At 62.4% G+C, this 15,218-nt stretch carries 19 protein-coding genes; 13 read left to right on the plus strand and 6 right to left on the minus strand.

What is annotated here, in order from left to right; all coding sequences use genetic code 11:
• A complete protein-coding gene (locus VLA07_RS20075; protein WP_131671521.1) occupies positions 1–711 on the minus strand; it encodes an ABC transporter ATP-binding protein in 711 nt (236 codons plus the stop codon).
• A gap of 138 nt (positions 712–849) precedes the next feature.
• Positions 850–1,452: a DUF2796 domain-containing protein gene (locus tag VLA07_RS20080; protein WP_333990860.1), complete on the minus strand. Its 603-nt coding sequence runs from the start codon at positions 1,450–1,452 to the stop codon at positions 850–852.
• 135 nt (positions 1,453–1,587) lie between these two features.
• On the opposite strand from VLA07_RS20080, the gene VLA07_RS20085 reads away from it, so the two are divergent.
• The gene (locus VLA07_RS20085) at positions 1,588–1,947 is read left to right on the plus strand and encodes a hypothetical protein (RefSeq protein WP_096796333.1); all 360 of its coding nucleotides are present in this window, start codon (positions 1,588–1,590) and stop codon (positions 1,945–1,947) included.
• Positions 1,948–1,951: 4 nt separating this feature from the next.
• Here the strand turns inward: VLA07_RS20085 and trxA are convergent, their stop codons facing one another.
• From trxA to VLA07_RS20100, 3 genes are all read right to left on the minus strand, one after another.
• On the minus strand, positions 1,952–2,824 hold the full coding sequence (gene trxA, locus VLA07_RS20090; RefSeq protein ID WP_096796332.1) for a thioredoxin: 873 nt from the start codon (positions 2,822–2,824) through the stop codon (positions 1,952–1,954).
• A 174-nt stretch (positions 2,825–2,998) separates the two neighbouring features.
• On the minus strand, positions 2,999–3,652 hold the full coding sequence (locus VLA07_RS20095; protein ID WP_333990864.1) for a class I SAM-dependent methyltransferase: 654 nt from the start codon (positions 3,650–3,652) through the stop codon (positions 2,999–3,001).
• Complete coding sequence (locus VLA07_RS20100) at positions 3,649–4,113, minus strand: YbaY family lipoprotein (RefSeq protein WP_027612936.1); 465 nt, start codon at positions 4,111–4,113, stop codon at positions 3,649–3,651. Before VLA07_RS20100 ends, VLA07_RS20095 begins: the two co-directional genes overlap by 4 nt.
• 127 nt (positions 4,114–4,240) lie before the next feature.
• On the opposite strand from VLA07_RS20100, the gene nrdR reads away from it, so the two are divergent.
• From nrdR to VLA07_RS20160, 12 genes are all read left to right on the plus strand, one after another.
• A complete protein-coding gene (gene nrdR, locus VLA07_RS20105) occupies positions 4,241–4,705 on the plus strand; it encodes a transcriptional regulator NrdR (protein WP_003228656.1) in 465 nt (154 codons plus the stop codon).
• Positions 4,702–5,835, plus strand: coding sequence for a bifunctional diaminohydroxyphosphoribosylaminopyrimidine deaminase/5-amino-6-(5-phosphoribosylamino)uracil reductase RibD (gene ribD, locus VLA07_RS20110; RefSeq protein WP_333990872.1), 1,134 nt, complete (start codon positions 4,702–4,704; stop codon positions 5,833–5,835). The genes nrdR and ribD overlap by 4 nt, the downstream gene beginning before the upstream one ends.
• A 47-nt stretch (positions 5,836–5,882) precedes the next feature.
• Positions 5,883–6,548 carry a riboflavin synthase gene (locus VLA07_RS20115; RefSeq protein ID WP_333990873.1) on the plus strand — a complete coding sequence of 222 codons (666 nt, stop codon included), beginning with the start codon at positions 5,883–5,885 and terminating at the stop codon, positions 6,546–6,548.
• Between the two features lie 16 nt (positions 6,549–6,564).
• Positions 6,565–7,656 (plus strand): bifunctional 3,4-dihydroxy-2-butanone-4-phosphate synthase/GTP cyclohydrolase II, encoded by a 1,092-nt coding sequence (ribBA, locus tag VLA07_RS20120; RefSeq protein ID WP_003228650.1) that lies wholly within the window; start codon positions 6,565–6,567, stop codon positions 7,654–7,656.
• A 188-nt stretch (positions 7,657–7,844) separates the two neighbouring features.
• A complete protein-coding gene (gene ribH / locus VLA07_RS20125; protein WP_003228649.1) occupies positions 7,845–8,321 on the plus strand; it encodes a 6,7-dimethyl-8-ribityllumazine synthase in 477 nt (158 codons plus the stop codon).
• A complete protein-coding gene (gene nusB, locus VLA07_RS20130) occupies positions 8,318–8,818 on the plus strand; it encodes a transcription antitermination factor NusB (protein WP_003228643.1) in 501 nt (166 codons plus the stop codon). Before ribH ends, nusB begins: the two co-directional genes overlap by 4 nt.
• 17 nt (positions 8,819–8,835) lie before the next feature.
• Positions 8,836–9,801: a thiamine-phosphate kinase gene (gene thiL / locus VLA07_RS20135; RefSeq protein ID WP_333990889.1), complete on the plus strand. Its 966-nt coding sequence runs from the start codon at positions 8,836–8,838 to the stop codon at positions 9,799–9,801.
• Positions 9,798–10,301: a phosphatidylglycerophosphatase A family protein gene (locus VLA07_RS20140; protein ID WP_007910933.1), complete on the plus strand. Its 504-nt coding sequence runs from the start codon at positions 9,798–9,800 to the stop codon at positions 10,299–10,301. Before thiL ends, VLA07_RS20140 begins: the two co-directional genes overlap by 4 nt.
• 34 nt (positions 10,302–10,335) lie before the next feature.
• Complete coding sequence (locus tag VLA07_RS20145; protein ID WP_333990892.1) at positions 10,336–11,073, plus strand: substrate-binding periplasmic protein; 738 nt, start codon at positions 10,336–10,338, stop codon at positions 11,071–11,073.
• Positions 11,074–11,312: 239 nt separating this feature from the next.
• The gene (gene ribA, locus VLA07_RS20150) at positions 11,313–11,930 is read left to right on the plus strand and encodes a GTP cyclohydrolase II (protein ID WP_027612931.1); all 618 of its coding nucleotides are present in this window, start codon (positions 11,313–11,315) and stop codon (positions 11,928–11,930) included.
• Entirely contained in the window at positions 11,927–12,346 is a 420-nt protein-coding gene (locus VLA07_RS20155) for an MFS transporter (protein ID WP_115986863.1), read from the plus strand. The genes ribA and VLA07_RS20155 overlap by 4 nt, the downstream gene beginning before the upstream one ends.
• Positions 12,346–13,146, plus strand: a complete 801-nt coding sequence (locus VLA07_RS20160) for a cobalamin-binding protein (RefSeq protein ID WP_333990895.1) — start codon at positions 12,346–12,348, stop codon at positions 13,144–13,146. Before VLA07_RS20155 ends, VLA07_RS20160 begins: the two co-directional genes overlap by 1 nt.
• A gap of 111 nt (positions 13,147–13,257) precedes the next feature.
• On the opposite strand, the gene VLA07_RS20165 is transcribed toward VLA07_RS20160, so the two are convergent.
• Entirely contained in the window at positions 13,258–15,117 is a 1,860-nt protein-coding gene (locus VLA07_RS20165; RefSeq protein WP_333990896.1) for a TonB-dependent receptor domain-containing protein, read from the minus strand.
• Positions 15,118–15,218: the final 101 nt, after the last annotated feature.

Consider the following 15,218-nt stretch of genomic DNA (forward strand, 5'->3'; position numbering starts at 1 on the left):
TCAGACCTCGGCAGACGTGGCGGCGCGATTGAGCTCGGCCAGGGACAGGTGACGGTCGAACAGCGGCGCCAGGCTCTGGTCGTGGCTGACGAACAACAGGCTCGATCCGGCTTCGCGGCATTCGGCGAACAGCAGGCGAATGAAGTTTTCCCGGGCGTCGTAATCCAGCGCCGAGGTCGGTTCGTCGGCGATCACCAGTTCCGGTTGGCCGATCAAGGCACGAGCGGCGGCGACCCTTTGCTGTTGACCGATCGACAGCGAATCGGCGCGACGACCGAGGATGCTTTCATCTTTCAGGCCCAAGTGGGCGAGCAGGGTGGCGGCGGCCTGATCGACGCTGCCGTGACGCTGTTTCGCCCGCTCGGCACGCAATCTGGAGAAGTGGCACGGCAACTCGACGTTCTCGCGTACCGAAAGAAACGGCAGCAGGTTGAACTGCTGGAAGATGTAGCCGGTGTGATCGACGCGAAAGCGGTCGCGGGCGCCGGCACCGAGTTCGGTCAGCTCCTGGCCGAGCAGTCGAATGCTGCCGCGCCCGGGTTTCTGCACGCCACCGAGCAGGCCGAGCAGGGTGGTCTTGCCACTGCCGCTGGGGCCTTTGAGGAACAGTGTTTCGCCCGGTTCCAGGCGAAACGTCGGGATGTCCAGCAGCGGCGGGTGACCGGGCCAGTTGAAGCCCAGGTCGGACAGTTCGATGAGTGCTTGGGTCATGGCACCAATTTCATGGAGTGAACACATAACCCTGTGGGAGCGGGCTTGCTCGCGAACGCGGTGGATCAGCCAAATCTATGTTGACTGACACACCGCATTCGCGAGCAAGCCCGCTCTCACAGGGGATTTTCGGTGTGATCAGAAATTCAGGGACGCCGCCTTGGCGGTCACTTCCGTACCCTGCTGGCCGCTCGGGCCGATCAGTTGTACCTGAATTTTCTGAGTGGCCGGGAAGGTATTGAAGACGTTCGCCAGATCCAGCGTCTTCAAGGCACCTGGTGCAGCGCAACTGAATTGGTAGTGTGCGTGGATTTCGCTGTGATCGTGGTGATGCGCTTCACCACCCTTGGCATCTTCGTCGTGGTCATCATCGTCATGCTCGTCGGCAGCCGGTTTGTCGCCGAACAGCGGGCTTTCCAGTTCCTGGCTGGTGACCTTGCAACCGGCGGCGGCTGGCAGGCTGAACAGCGCCAGCGGGTTTTCCAGTTTGGTGCGCGCGGCCACGACTTTGGCTTTGTCGGCGTCGGTGGCGGCGGCGTGTTCGAAGCCCACCAGGTTCATCGCCGGGCTTTCCAGTTCCAGTTCCAGGGTCTGGCCGTCGAGTGCGGCGTTCAGTCGGCCGACACCATGTTCGTGGGCGCCGAGGCTGCCGTGCTCATGGTCATGATCGTGCTCATCGGCGGCATGGGCGATGGCCAGCGGCAACAGGGCAAACGGCAAAGCGAGCAGCAGACGACGCATGGCGGTCTCCGGAAAGTAAAGTGAAGAGTTTGTTATGTAATCTTATAACGAAAGTTCGCAGAGTTTGCCCGTGCGCTTGGCGTTGCACAAGTCCCGTGGGAGCATGCAGGTCAGAAATGTGCAGGAGCGAAGCAGATGTTGCGGATACGCGGAACCGTTGGCGCGACGCCGGTGGATTTGACGGTGGAGCTGGATGACAGCGATTGGGCGAAGCTCGGCGCAGCCCTTGGCGCGCAGCCGCAGGGCGATCAGCCTGAAGCGGCATTGAGCACGCCGGCAGTGAAGCCACTGAACCAGGACGATGCGTTGTGGCAGGTCGCGCAGGATCTGTTGCGCAAGGCCGGGCAACTCAGCGGGCCAGATCTGCTGGAGCAGCTTGAGGGATTGACCGGCAGCGCGGCCGCAGGCAAACGCCTGCTGGTGCGCTTGCGCCACAGTTCACAGGTGAAAGTGGCGAGCGGCGGCGATACGCCGCTCTACAGCTGGGTCGAGTGAGCGCTTAGTACAGCGCAGCGAAGACCTTGCGCCGGTAAGCGGTCACCAGCGGATGATCGTTGCCCAGCAGTTCGAACACCTGCAGCAACGTCTTGTGCGGCAACCCTTCGCCGTAGCTACGGTTACGGATGAACAGCTTGAGCAACGCCTCCAGCGCCGCCTCGTATTGCTGACGCGCCAGTTGCTGGATCGCCAGTTGATACACCGCTTCGTCGTCCTGCGGATCTTTGGCCAGACGCGCCTTGAGGTCGGCAGCATCCGGCAGATCACGGGCAAGTCCCAGGAACTTGATCTGCGCCTTGGCCCCGGCCAGTGCAGCCTTGTGTTCATCGCTCTTGACTGCGTCGAGCACGGTTTGCGCTTCGCCCAGTTCGCCGCGCTCGGTCAGACAGCGGGCATAGAGGATCAGCGCCTTGGCGTTGCTGTTGTCTTCGGTAAGCATCACCACCAGCGCCGCTTCGGCATCGGCGAAGCGCCCTTCATCGAACAGCGCCTGAGCCTGTTCGAACGGATCGGCGGCGGCCGGCGGCGGCATCTGCACATGCGGTTCGAGCAGGGCGCGCACCGCGGATTCCGGTTGCGCACCGGCAAAACCGTCGACCGGCTGACCGTCCTTGAACAGCACCACGGTCGGCAGGCTGCGGATACCGAAGCGGGCGACGATGTCCTGCTCGATGTCGCAGTTGACCTTGGCCAGCAGCAGTTCGCCCTGATAGCTCTCGGCAATGCCTTGCAGCATCGGCATCAACGCCTTGCACGGCGCACACCACTCGGCCCAGAAATCCACCAGCACCGGCTTGTTGAAGGAAGCTTCGATCACCGACTGGTCGAAATCGGCAGTCGTGGCGTCGAAGATGTACGGCGTTTGCTGACTCATGGGGGATCTCGTAAAAGCGTGGATGGGGCAACTATACGGCTTGGCGGGGTGTGGCCGGAAGCGGGACAGGTTTTAGAGTTGTGTCGCCCGGCAGGACGCTTTCGCGAGCAAGCCCGCTCCCACATTTGGAATGCGTTACCCCTGTGGGAGCGGGCTTGCTCGCGAAGCTTTTAACTAGCGACGCGCGTGGTACAGGCTCACATGCCGAAATTCTTCTGGCTCCGCCAGATCCGGTAGTGTCATCGCCTCAAGCATTTCAATACGCTCATACAGCGGATGGCGAAAATCCCGAACCCGCGAATCCGCGACCAACGCCTCGCGGCCACGGCTGAGAAACGCGTCGAGCAGCGGCAGGTTCTCGCGGTCGTAGAGCACATCCGCCACCAGAATCAGATCAAAGCGATCAGCCTCGGCAAAGAAGTCCGTCGAATAACTCATCTGCACATCATTGAGTTCAGCGTTGGCCCGGCACGCGGCAATTGCCAGCGGATCCAGATCACAGGCAACCACCTCCAACGCCCCGGCCTTCACCGCAGCAATCGCGGCGATCCCGGAACCGGCGCCGAAATCCAGCACCCGCTTGCCGCGCACCCATTCCGGGAACTCGGCCAGATAGCGCGCCACCGCCAGACCGCTGGCCCAGCAGAAGCTCCAATAGGGCGGTTCGTGGAGAATGCGCCGGGTTTCATCCGGGCTGAACTCGCGGTGCATGTTGTCACCGTCGATCAGCCACAGCTGCAGATCGGTATCCGGTAATGCGCAGGCCTTGAGCCGCGCATCACCGAGCAATTCACCCAGCGCCTGTTGCAGGTCGAGCGGTACGGTCATGGTGCTTTGACAAATTGCAGCTGGCCAAGCGCCTGAGTGGTCGGCTGGGTGATGGTTTGCGACGGCAGGTGCAGGATCAACTGACCCGACTGCGTGGCTCGCCCGCGCAGCTCAACCCGTGCGCCGGCCGGGAAGGCTTCCGGATTGAAACGCAGGCGAAACGGCAGGATCTGGTTGTTGCCGATCAGGCTGGAACTGGCGAGCAGTTGTTGCGGGCGCGACTTTTCATCGATCACCAGCAGCGCCAGTTCGACTTCGGCCCCGGCCGGCACGCCTTGCAGGGTGCCGCTCAGTTCCCGTTGATAGGCCGGCAGCGGACCAAGATCAGCGGCCTCGCGGGCTTTTTTCTGCGCCTGTTGTGGTGCAGGTCCCGGTGTTGGCGGTTGCGGCTTGGGCTTGTCGCTGCCGCAAGCCACCAGCAGGGCGAAAAGACTGAGCAAAACGAGCGGTCGTAGCGACATTGGCAGCTCCAGAAAATGAAATCCGTGGATCAAACGATCATGGCAGTCTGTATACCGCAAACCCTATGGCTTGTCTTGCCACCGGGATGCGCTACCATGGCCCTCCCTTTTTTTGTTGCCAGCCACCATGCACTGTCCCTTCTGCGGTGCCAACGACACCAAGGTCATCGACTCGCGTCTGGTCGCCGAGGGCGAACAGGTGCGCCGCCGGCGTGAATGCCTGGCCTGCGGCGAACGTTTCACGACATTCGAGACGGCCGAACTGGTGTTGCCGCGCCTGATCAAAACCGACGGCAGCCGCCAACCGTTCGACGAAGAAAAACTCCGCGCCGGCATGCAACGCGCGCTGGAGAAACGTCCGGTGAGCGTTGAGCGCCTCGAATCCTCTCTGGTTCACATCAAGCACAAGCTGCGCGCCACCGGCGAGCGCGAGGTCAAATCCCTCGTGGTCGGCGAACTGGTGATGGCCGAGCTGCAAAAGCTCGATGAAGTGGCCTACATCCGTTTCGCTTCGGTATACCGGCGCTTTCAGGACCTCAACGAGTTCCGCGAAGAGATCGACCGCCTCGCCCGCGAACCGGTGAAAGAATGACCAGCGCCGCCGAGCAGGCGATCCTCGACGCCCACTTCATGGCACGCGCGCTGGAGCTGGCGCGCAAGGGCCACTACACCACCCATCCCAATCCACGGGTTGGCTGCGTGATCGTGCGTGACGGGCAGATTGTCGGCGAAGGCTTTCACGAGCGCGCCGGCGAACCCCACGCCGAGGTCCACGCCCTGCGCGCTGCCGGTGAACTGGCCCGGGGCGCCACGGCTTACGTGACCCTTGAGCCGTGCAGCCACCATGGCCGCACACCGCCGTGCGCCGATGCGTTGGTGACTGCCGGGGTTGCTCGGGTGGTCGCCGCGATGCGCGATCCGAACCCACAGGTCGCCGGGCGTGGCTTGCAGCGTCTGAGCGATGCCGGGATCGCCACCGAAAGCGGCGTGCTGGAAGTCGAGGCGCGCCAGCTCAATCAAGGTTTCCTGAAGCGCATGGAACATGGCTTGCCGTTCGTGCGGGTCAAGTTGGCGATGAGTCTCGACGGGCGCACGGCGATGGAAAGTGGCGAGAGCCAGTGGATCACCGGCCCGGCCGCGCGTTCCGCCGTGCAGCGTTTGCGCGCGCAGGCGGCCGTGGTGTTGACCGGCGCCGACACCGTACTGGCCGACGGCGCACGCCTGACCGTACGCGCCGACGAACTGGGTCTGGATGCCGAGCAAACCGCACTGGCCATCAGCCGTCCGCCGCTGCGGGTGCTGATCGACGGGCGCCTGCGGGTGCCGTTGGATGCGCCGTTCTTCAAGGCCGGCCCGGCGCTGGTCGCCACCTGCATGGCGGTCGAAGAGCAATACGCCAATGGCCCGGAGTGCCTGATCGTGCCGGGTGATGACGGTCAGGTCGATCTGCATCAACTGCTCATCGAGCTGGCCAACCGTGGCGTCAACGAAGTGCTGGTCGAGGCTGGCCCACGCTTGGCCGGCGCGTTCGCGCAGCTTGGTCTGGTCGACGAGTTCGTGATCTTCATTGCCGGCAAGTTCCTCGGCTCCACGGCGCGACCGTTGCTGGACTGGCCGCTGGCCTATATGAAGGACGCTCCCGAGCTGAAAATCACTGAAATCCGCGCGGTTGGCGATGACTGGCGAGTCACTGCGACGCCAGTCGTTTCGGCGAGCGTATAATTCCCGGCCATCGCCTTAGCGCTGGCTTCGTTCTCAAGGAGAACCCCATGTTTACCGGCATCATCGAATCCATCGGCAGTATCCGTGCACTGACCCCCAAGGGCGGTGATGTGCGGGTGCATGTCGAAACCGGCAAGCTCGACCTGAGCGACGTCAAACTCGGCGACAGCATCGCGGTCAACGGCGTGTGCCTGACGGCGGTTGAACTGCCGGGCAACGGTTTTGCCGCCGACGTCAGCCGCGAAACCCTCGACTGCACCGCCATGAATGACCTGAAAAGCGGCAGCCCGGTCAATCTGGAAAAAGCCCTGACCCCGACCACCCGTCTCGGCGGGCATCTGGTCAGCGGTCACGTCGACGGTGTCGGCGAAGTGGTGTCGCGCAGCGACAACGCTCGTGCGGTGGAATTTCGCATCCGCGCGCCGAAAGAACTGGCCAAGTACATCGCCCATAAAGGCTCGATCACCGTCGACGGCACCAGCCTGACCGTGAACGCGGTCGATGGCGCCGAATTCATGCTGACGATCATTCCGCACACCTTGAGCGAAACCATCATGGCTTCCTACAAGCCGGGCCGCCGGGTGAACCTGGAAGTCGATTTGCTGGCGCGCTACCTGGAGCGTCTGCTCCTCGGCGACAAGGCTGCTGAGCCAAGCGCTGGCGGCACGATCACTGAAAGCTTTCTGGCCGCCAACGGCTATCTCAAATCCTGACTGAAGGGGGTGCCTTGTGGCGCTCAATAGCATCGAAGAACTGGTTGAAGACATCCGCCAAGGCAAGATGGTCATCCTCATGGATGACGAAGACCGCGAGAACGAAGGCGACCTGATCATGGCCGCCGAATGCTGCAAGGCCGAGCACATCAACTTCATGGCCAAGCACGCCCGTGGCCTGATCTGCATGCCGATGAGCCGCGAGCGTTGCGAGCTGTTGAAGCTGCCACTGATGGCGCCACGCAACGGTTCCGGTTTCGGCACCAAGTTCACCGTATCGATCGAAGCCGCCGAAGGCGTCACCACCGGTATCTCCGCCGCCGACCGTGCGCGCACCGTGCAAGCGGCGGCGGCAAAAGACGCCAAGGCTGAAGACATCGTCAGCCCGGGCCACATCTTCCCTCTGATGGCCCAGGCCGGCGGCACCCTGGCGCGCGCTGGTCATACTGAAGCCGCCTGCGACCTGGCGCGTATGGCCGGTTTCGAGCCAAGCGGCGTGATCTGCGAAGTGATGAACGACGACGGCACCATGTCCCGTCGCGCTGAGCTGGAAGCGTTCGCCGCCGAACACAACATCAAGATCGGCACCATCGCCGACCTGATTCACTACCGGATGATCCACGAACGTACCGTTCAGCGGATTGCCGAGCAGCCGCTGGACAGCGAACTGGGCCAATTCAACCTGGTGACCTATCGTGATTCGGTGGAAGGCGATGTGCACATGGCCCTGACGCTGGGCACCGTTTGCGCCGAAGAGCCGACCCTGGTTCGCGTGCACAACATGGACCCGCTGCGCGACCTGCTGATGGTCAAGCAACCGGGCCGCTGGAGCCTGCGCGCCGCGATGGCTGCGGTGGCCGAGGCCGGCAGCGGTGTGGTGCTGTTGCTCGGCCACCCGCTGGACGGCGACGTGCTGCTGGCGCATATCCGCGAAACCGGTGAGCAGGCAGCGGTGAAAAAACCGACCACCTACAGCATTGTCGGCGCCGGTTCGCAGATCCTGCGTGACCTCGGCGTACGCAAAATGCGCCTGATGTCTGCGCCAATGAAATTTAATGCGATATCCGGTTTCGATCTGGAAGTTGTAGAATACGTGCCCTCCGAATAATGACCCGGTTGTTTCCGGCATTGTTGACATGGATTCTTGTGGTGAGGGGATTCATCCCCGATGGGCTGCGCAGCGGCCCCAGTTTTGGGACTGCTACGCAGTCCATCGGGGATAAATCCCCTCGCCACAGCTAATATCACTGAGGGATGCGTACGAAACGCGTCCCGGCTCTTTAAGAGATCTGACGAATGACCCTGAAGACCATCGAAGGTACCTTCATCGCCCCTAAAGGCCGCTACGCTCTGGTAGTGGGCCGTTTCAACAGCTTCGTGGTTGAAAGCCTGGTCAGCGGTGCAGTTGATGCCCTGGTTCGCCACGGCGTGAGCGAAAGCGACATCACCATCATCCGCGCGCCTGGCGCCTTCGAAATCCCGCTGGTTGCGCAGAAAGTCGCCCAGAAAGGCGAGTTCGCAGCCATCATCGCCCTCGGCGCGGTCATTCGTGGCGGCACTCCACACTTCGAATACGTGGCAGGCGAGTGCACCAAGGGTCTGGCCCAGGTGTCCATGGAGTTCGGCGTACCGGTCGCGTTCGGCGTCCTGACCGTTGATTCCATCGAGCAAGCCATCGAACGTTCCGGCACCAAGGCCGGCAACAAAGGTGCTGAAGCTGCCCTGTCCGCTCTGGAAATGGTCAGCCTGCTGGCGCAGTTGGAGGCCAAGTGATTAGCGACGATAGCGATCGTTTCAACCCGCGCGATCCGAAACCTGCGGATGCCGGCAAGCCATCGAAGAGCGTCAAGCGTCGCGAAGCCCGTCAGCTCGCGACCCAGGCCCTGTATCAGTGGCATATGGCCAAGGCTTCGCTGAACGAGATCGAAGCGCAGTTCCGCGTTGATAACGATTTCACCGATGTCGACGGCGCGTATTTCCGCGAAATCCTCCACGGGGTTCCGGCGAGCCGCACCGAAATCGACACCGCGCTCAAGCCGTGCCTGGACATCGAAATCGAAGAGCTGGACCCGGTTGAACTGGCGGTTCTGCGCCTGTCTACCTGGGAACTGCTCAAGCGCGTCGACGTGCCATACCGCGTGGTGATCAACGAAGGTATCGAGCTGGCGAAAGTCTTCGGTTCGACCGACGGCCACAAGTTCGTCAACGGCGTACTCGACAAGCTGGCTCCGCGCCTGCGTGAAGCTGAAGTGAAGGCGTTCAAGCGCTGATACGCGCTTGAGACCTCATGGGCGAGTTTGAGCTGATCCGCAATTTCTTCGCCGCCGCGCCTTGTGCGCAGGGCGGCGAGGGCGTTGCCTTGGGGATCGGCGACGACTGCGCCTTGCTCGCGGTTTCCTCCGGGGAACAGCTGGCGATTTCCACCGATACGCTGGTGGCCGGCGTGCATTTCGCCGATCCCTGCGATCCGTTTCTGCTCGGTCAGCGCTCGCTGGCCGTCGCGGTCAGCGATCTGGCCGCCATGGGCGCCACGCCCGTTGCCTTTACCCTTGCCCTGACTGTGCCGATGGTGACTGCCGATTGGCTGCAAGCCTATGCCCACGGTTTGAACCGCATGGCGCAGAGCTGCAGCATCGCGCTGGTTGGCGGCGACACCACGCGCGGGCCGTTGAGCCTGACGGTCACGGTGTTCGGTCGGGTGCCGGCCGGGCAGGCCTTGACCCGCAGCGGCGCACAACCGGGCGATCTGCTCTGCGTCGGCGGCGAGCTGGGCAATGCCGCCGGTGCCTTGCCGCTGGTGCTTGGCCAGCGTGAAGCCGCAACGGATATCGCCCAGCCGTTGCTCGATCATTACTGGTCGCCCCAGCCGCAACTGGCTCTTGGTCAGGCGCTGCGTGGCAAGGCCACTGCCGCTCTCGACATCTCCGACGGCCTGCTCGCCGACTGTGGGCATATCGCCCTGGCCTCGCAGGTTCGCCTCGAAGTTGAACGTGAGCGCGTACCGTTGTCCGATGCTTTAGTGGCGTTTCTCGGTCAGCGCGGTGCCGAACGGGCGGCGTTGAGCGGCGGCGATGACTATGTGCTGGCCTTCACGCTACCGTCCGTCGAGTTGCCGGCACTGCTGGCCGATGGCTGGCCGATCCATGTGATCGGGCGTGTGGCGCAGGGCCAGGGTGTGGTGTTGCTGGATCGCGAAGGACACGACATCACCCCGCAAATCCGGGGTTATCAACATTTTCAGGAGACACCGTGACAGATCACCCGAAACAGGTTCCGGCCGAATTCGTTCCGCCGTCGGTCTGGCGCAATCCCTGGCATTTCCTCGCGTTCGGCTTCGGCTCCGGCACCTTGCCGAAAGCGCCGGGCACGTGGGGTTCGTTAGTTGCGCTACCCTTTATCCCGTTGTGGCAGATGTTGCCCGACTGGGGTTACTGGCTGATGCTCGGGATCACCATGCTGTTCGGCTTCTGGCTGTGCGGCAAGGTCGCCGACGATCTGCGGGTCCACGACCACGAAGGCATCGTCTGGGACGAAATGGTCGGGATGTGGATCACCCTGTGGCTGGTGCCGGAGGGCTGGTACTGGTTGCTCGCGGGTTTTCTGGTGTTCCGTTTCTTCGACATTCTCAAGCCGTGGCCGATTCGCTGGATCGACCGGCATGTCCACGGCGGCGTCGGCATCATGCTCGACGACGTGCTGGCTGGCGTATTCGCCTGGCTGGCAATGCAGGGACTGGTGTGGATTTTCGCCTGATCCGGATCGTCAGGGTTAAGTGAGGAAACTAGGGATGGCTCGACGCTGGTTGGCGCTTGTGATGTTTACCTTTTGGAGCACCGTCGCCGGTGCCCAAGAAGCCGTGCCGACGCCTGCGGTCATCCATCTGGCCAGCGAAGACTGGGAAGACTACACCGCCGCCGACGGCCACGGCCTGGGCTGGGACGTGCTGCGCAAGGTGTTCGAACCGGCCGGGGTGAAACTCGACATTCGCAGCGAACCATACACTCGTTCAGTTGGGCTGGCCCAGCGTGGCGAGGTCGATGCTTGTGTCGGTTCTTATCATGAAGAATTCAGCGACCTGCTCTATCCGCGCTGGAATTTCGACACCGACCACATCTACGCCCTGGGCCTGGCAAGTAATCCAGCACCGACCCCGGAAACCCTCGGTCAATATCGGCTGGCCTGGGTGCGCGGTTACGACTATCAGAATTATCTACCCGGCGTGCGCAACTTCAACGAGGTCGTGCGACGTACCGGGATCCTCTCGATGCTCACCCACAACCGCGCCGACTATTACATCGATGCCTTGACCGAAATCGATTACGTGCTTGGCCGGGCCAGGGAACCGACGCAGTTTCGCAAGACGCATATCGCCGAACTGCCGCTGTACCTGTGCTTCGCCAACACACCGCAATCGCGCACGTTGATGGCAGTGTTCGACCGACGCATGGAGCAGTTGGTGAAGAGCGGCGAGCTGAAGCCAATTTTCGAACAGTGGAAGCAGCCGTATCCATTCGAGTCGAAATGACAGGGCCGTCCCCCCTGTGGGAGCGGGCTTGCTCGCGAATGCGGTGTGTCAGCCAGCCTATTGATCGACTGACACGACGCTTTCGCGAGCAAGCCCGCTCCCACAGGGTTTTGTACTGCCCGGGTGTTATCAAACTTTTTGATCGTTATGCCCGATAATTCAGCCTAAGCGTCTGCAGGAACCTGCTGTTACAATGCCGGCCTGCGAATTTTCAGAATTTTTAGATCAGGAGCACACCGGTGCCTGTCGTTTTTGTCGCCGCTTCCAAGCTGCCAACGCCTTTTGCGCAATTCACCATGCACGGTTTTCTCGATGAGGCTACCGGCCGCGAGCACGTTGTGCTGAGCCTGGGTGATTTCGCCGACGGTGCCCCGGTTCTCGGCCGGTTGCACTCCGAGTGCCTGACCGGTGATGCGCTGTTCAGCCAGCGCTGCGACTGCGGCTCGCAACTCGAAGCGGCGCTCAAGGCCATCGCCCGTGAAGGCCGTGGCGTGCTGCTGTACCTGCGTCAGGAAGGTCGCGGCATCGGTCTGCTGAACAAGATCCGCGCCTACGAGTTGCAGGACGGCGGCGCTGACACTGTTGAAGCCAACGAGCGTCTGGGCTTTGCCGCCGATCAGCGTGACTACGCCATGTGCCTGCCGATGCTCGAGCATCTGGGCGTGAAGTCGCTGCGTCTGATGACCAACAACCCGCGCAAGGTCAAAGCCCTGACCGACATGGGCATCGTCGTCGCCGAGCGCGTGCCGCTGCACACCGGCCACAACCCGCACAACAAACTGTACCTGGCGACCAAGGCCAGCAAGCTCGACCACATGATGGGTAACGAGCATCAGGGCGAGGTCGACCGCGCGTGACCCGCGGTCAGGTGCGACGCCGCTTGGCGGTCGACTGGTGGAAATACCTGGCGCTGGCGCTGGTACCGCTGTTTGTCCTCAATGGCCTGTTCGGCCAGGGCGCAGGCATTCTGCCGGTGCTGGCCATGCCGTTGTTCATTGCCGGCGTGGCCTCGATGTTTGTCAGCCTGAAGTTTTTCGGCCGCTACAAGCACGCGCTGATCGCCACGCAAAAAGCCCTTGATACCCCCGACGAACCGGCGGCCTGGATTGCCTTGGCGGCCCGGCGTCGCAGTGCATTTCTCGCGGCCGCATTGCCGGCATGGATCGGCGCGCTGGCGGTGTTCGTCGGCCTTGAAGCCGTACCGCTGATGCTGCTGGCGTTGTCCACGGCGGTGCTGTTCTACCTCTATCGCATCCCGCGTCAACTCGGCTGATGCGTCATCTGTGGCTGGCGGTTCTGCTGCTGGCCTGCGCCGGCCCGGTGCTGGCGAGTCTGCGAGTGGTCAGTCTCGCGCCTTCTCTGTCTGAAATCGTTGTTGAGCTGGGCTCGGCCGATCTGCTGGTTGGCGTGCTCGATGCCGGCGAGCGTCCGGCGGCGCTCAAGGATGTCCCGTCAGTGGGGCGCTACGGTCAGCTGGACATGGAGCGTCTGCTCAGTTTGAAGCCCGATTTGCTGCTGCTGTGGCCCGGCAGTGTCGGCCCGGCACAACGCGATCAGCTCAAACGCCTGAACATTCCGACCTACGTCGCCGAGCCGCACAATCTCGAACAGCTTTCTGCACAGATCGAGACGATTGCCGCGCAACTGGGGCGACCTGAGCGTGGGACGAAACTGGCGGCGGACCTGCGCCAGAAGCTCGATGACCTGCGCCAACGCTATCGCCGGGACACGCCGCTGACCGTGTTCTATCAAGTCTGGGACAAGCCGCTGTACACCGTCGGTGGCGGGCAGATCATCAGCGATGCGCTCGAAGTCTGTGGCGCACGCAATGTGTTTGCCGATCTGAGTTTGCCGGCGCCGCAGGTGAGTATCGAAGCAGTGCTGCAGCGCGATCCGCAGGTGATACTGGCCGGTGATCAGGGCCAGCTCGATGCGTGGAAGGCCTGGCCGCAGGTAAGTGCGGTGGCACATGGTCAGTTGCTGCTGATCAGCGACAAAGGCCTGGAGCGCCCAAGCGGCCAGATGATCGAAGCCACCGCCAAACTCTGCCATTTGATTGCGCCTGAGCGCTGAGACCGAGGTGAATTCTTCGCGAGCAAGCCCGCTCCCACAGTTGGAATGCGTTACCCCTGTGGGAGCGGGCTTGCTCGCGAAGAGGTCAGTCAAAACAGCGTCAATTCCGGATCAGAGCCCCGGTGTCCAGGTCACCCCAAACACCCACGCCCGACCTTCCTCGCGATAGCCATACTGGCTGCCGTCATAGCTGTACAGCGCACGGCTGTAACCCTTGTCCAGCAGGTTATCGACCTTCAGATCCAGTTTGATCTCGCGATTCAGCGCCCAGTTGCTGCGCAGTCCAAGCGTGCCGTAGCCACCCAACGGCTGGGTGTTGTTCAGATCGTCGTAACTGCCGCTGACCAATTGCCAGCTCGCGCCGACGCCCAACCGGTCAAACTGTCGATCCAGATCCCAACTCATCGTGCGCCGCGCACGACGCGCCAACGTGTGCCCGCTATCGCGATCACGCGGGTCGATAAACGCCACACCGAGGCTGCTCTGCCAGCCGAACAGTTCCTGCTTCAACGCCGCTTCAAAGCCATTGATCCGCGCCGAGGCCACGTTCTCCGGGCGCGAGTTGCTGCCAAAGATGATCGCGTCTTGCAGATCAGTGCGGTAAATCGATGCCTCCAGCCGACTGCTATCGCTCAACTGACTGCGCCATTGCAGCTCATAGCTTTTCGAGGTTTCCGGCTTCAGATCCGGGTTGCTGAAATCCGGGTAGTACAGGTCGTTGAAGGTCGGCGCGCGGAAGCCTTCGCTGTAGCTCAGCAACAGATCGTTGTCCGGGTTCAGCGGCAGGGTGAAGGTGCCGCTCCAGGTGTTCTGGCTGCCGAACTGCTGGTTGTCGTCGTGGCGCAGACCCAGTTCCGTGGAGAAGCTGTCGGCCTGATAACGATGCTGGATGAACGCGGCGCGATTCCAGCGGCTGTCTTCGTTGAATGCGGTGCTGCTATTGACCCGGTCCTCGTACCAGTCGCCACCGAGGATCAGGCTGTTGCGCGCATCCAGGGTCAGGTCGTTCTGCCAGTTCACCGAGTCGCGATAAGTGTTGAACACCGTGCGCTTGTCGCTGAGCTTGTCGAAGGTTTTCTCGCGATTCTCGCTGTGGCCGAATTCGACGCGGGTTTTCCAGATATCGTTGACCCGCGCATCGACGTAGCTGCTGACACTGCTGACGTTGAAGTCGCTATATGGCTGCTGTTGGTAGGCGCCGAACGGACTGTCGAACTCGCTCTTACCGCGGTTATCCAGCAGGTTGGCGCCGACTTCGATGTCATCGGTCAGCGCATGGCTGAGACTCACGCTGACGGATTTATTGCGGTAGGCATCGTGATCGCTGTCGCTGGGGTACGACTCGTGAGTGCGGTCGAGGCCAGCGGTGTCATCGAGGCTGGCGCCCAGGTTGAAACGGGTCTTGTCATCGCCACCGGACAGGCCGAGGCTGCGTTCCCAGGTCTGGTTGCTGCCGAAGCCGACGTGCAAGCGCGGCTGCAGGCCTTGTTCGGTGCCGCGCCGGGTGAAGATCTGAATCACCCCGCCAATCGCATCGCTGCCGTAAATCACCGAGCGCGAACCGCGCAACACTTCCACGCGTTCGATCTGGTCGATGTTCAGGTGCTGCAGGTTGCTGTCGCCGGAGGTCGAACTGCCGATGCGCTGGCCATCGACCAGCACCAGACTCTGCGCCGACTGGGTGCCGCGAATGTAGATCCCCGGCAGACTGCCGCGCCCACCGGCCTGCGCCACCTGCACGCCCGGCACCCGTTGCAGCAGGTCGGTGACGCTGCCTGGTTGCAGGCGGTCGATGTCTTCGCGGGTGAACACGGTGTTGGCGGCGCTGCTGTCGTTGCGCGCTTCGACCTGGCGGTTGGCGCTGATCAGCGTGTCAGGCAGCTTCAGCGCTTCGTCGCGTTCGAAGGTGTCGGCGAGGGCGCTGGCGGCTGGCAGCAGGAGGAGGGGCAGGGCGAGGCGCGAGAGGTTCATCGGTGTTCCCGTGGGTATTTCTGATGTACACAAATCAAATGTGGGAGCGGGCTTGCTCGCGAAGGCGGTGTATCAGTCCACTCATCATCGACTGATCCGAC

Source organism: Pseudomonas sp. S3(2024), assembly GCF_036861315.1.
In the GTDB taxonomy this organism is placed as follows: Bacteria; Pseudomonadota; Gammaproteobacteria; order Pseudomonadales; family Pseudomonadaceae; genus Aquipseudomonas; species Aquipseudomonas putida_A.

What these genes read in the sequence shown, in the direction of transcription:
- VLA07_RS20075 (WP_131671521.1), bottom strand. Translation starts at nt 711, where the DNA reads ATGACCCAAGCACTCATCGAACTGTCCGACCTGGGCTTCAACTGGCCC.
- VLA07_RS20080 (WP_333990860.1), bottom strand. Translation starts at nt 1,452, where the DNA reads ATGCGTCGTCTGCTGCTCGCTTTGCCGTTTGCCCTGTTGCCGCTGGCC.
- VLA07_RS20085 (WP_096796333.1), top strand. Translation starts at nt 1,588, where the DNA reads ATGTTGCGGATACGCGGAACCGTTGGCGCGACGCCGGTGGATTTGACG.
- trxA (WP_096796332.1), bottom strand. Translation starts at nt 2,824, where the DNA reads ATGAGTCAGCAAACGCCGTACATCTTCGACGCCACGACTGCCGATTTC.
- VLA07_RS20095 (WP_333990864.1), bottom strand. Translation starts at nt 3,652, where the DNA reads ATGACCGTACCGCTCGACCTGCAACAGGCGCTGGGTGAATTGCTCGGT.
- VLA07_RS20100 (WP_027612936.1), bottom strand. Translation starts at nt 4,113, where the DNA reads ATGTCGCTACGACCGCTCGTTTTGCTCAGTCTTTTCGCCCTGCTGGTG.
- nrdR (WP_003228656.1), top strand. Translation starts at nt 4,241, where the DNA reads ATGCACTGTCCCTTCTGCGGTGCCAACGACACCAAGGTCATCGACTCG.
- ribD (WP_333990872.1), top strand. Translation starts at nt 4,702, where the DNA reads ATGACCAGCGCCGCCGAGCAGGCGATCCTCGACGCCCACTTCATGGCA.
- VLA07_RS20115 (WP_333990873.1), top strand. Translation starts at nt 5,883, where the DNA reads ATGTTTACCGGCATCATCGAATCCATCGGCAGTATCCGTGCACTGACC.
- ribH (WP_003228649.1), top strand. Translation starts at nt 7,845, where the DNA reads ATGACCCTGAAGACCATCGAAGGTACCTTCATCGCCCCTAAAGGCCGC.
- thiL (WP_333990889.1), top strand. Translation starts at nt 8,836, where the DNA reads ATGGGCGAGTTTGAGCTGATCCGCAATTTCTTCGCCGCCGCGCCTTGT.
- VLA07_RS20145 (WP_333990892.1), top strand. Translation starts at nt 10,336, where the DNA reads ATGGCTCGACGCTGGTTGGCGCTTGTGATGTTTACCTTTTGGAGCACC.
- VLA07_RS20160 (WP_333990895.1), top strand. Translation starts at nt 12,346, where the DNA reads ATGCGTCATCTGTGGCTGGCGGTTCTGCTGCTGGCCTGCGCCGGCCCG.
- VLA07_RS20165 (WP_333990896.1), bottom strand. Translation starts at nt 15,117, where the DNA reads ATGAACCTCTCGCGCCTCGCCCTGCCCCTCCTCCTGCTGCCAGCCGCC.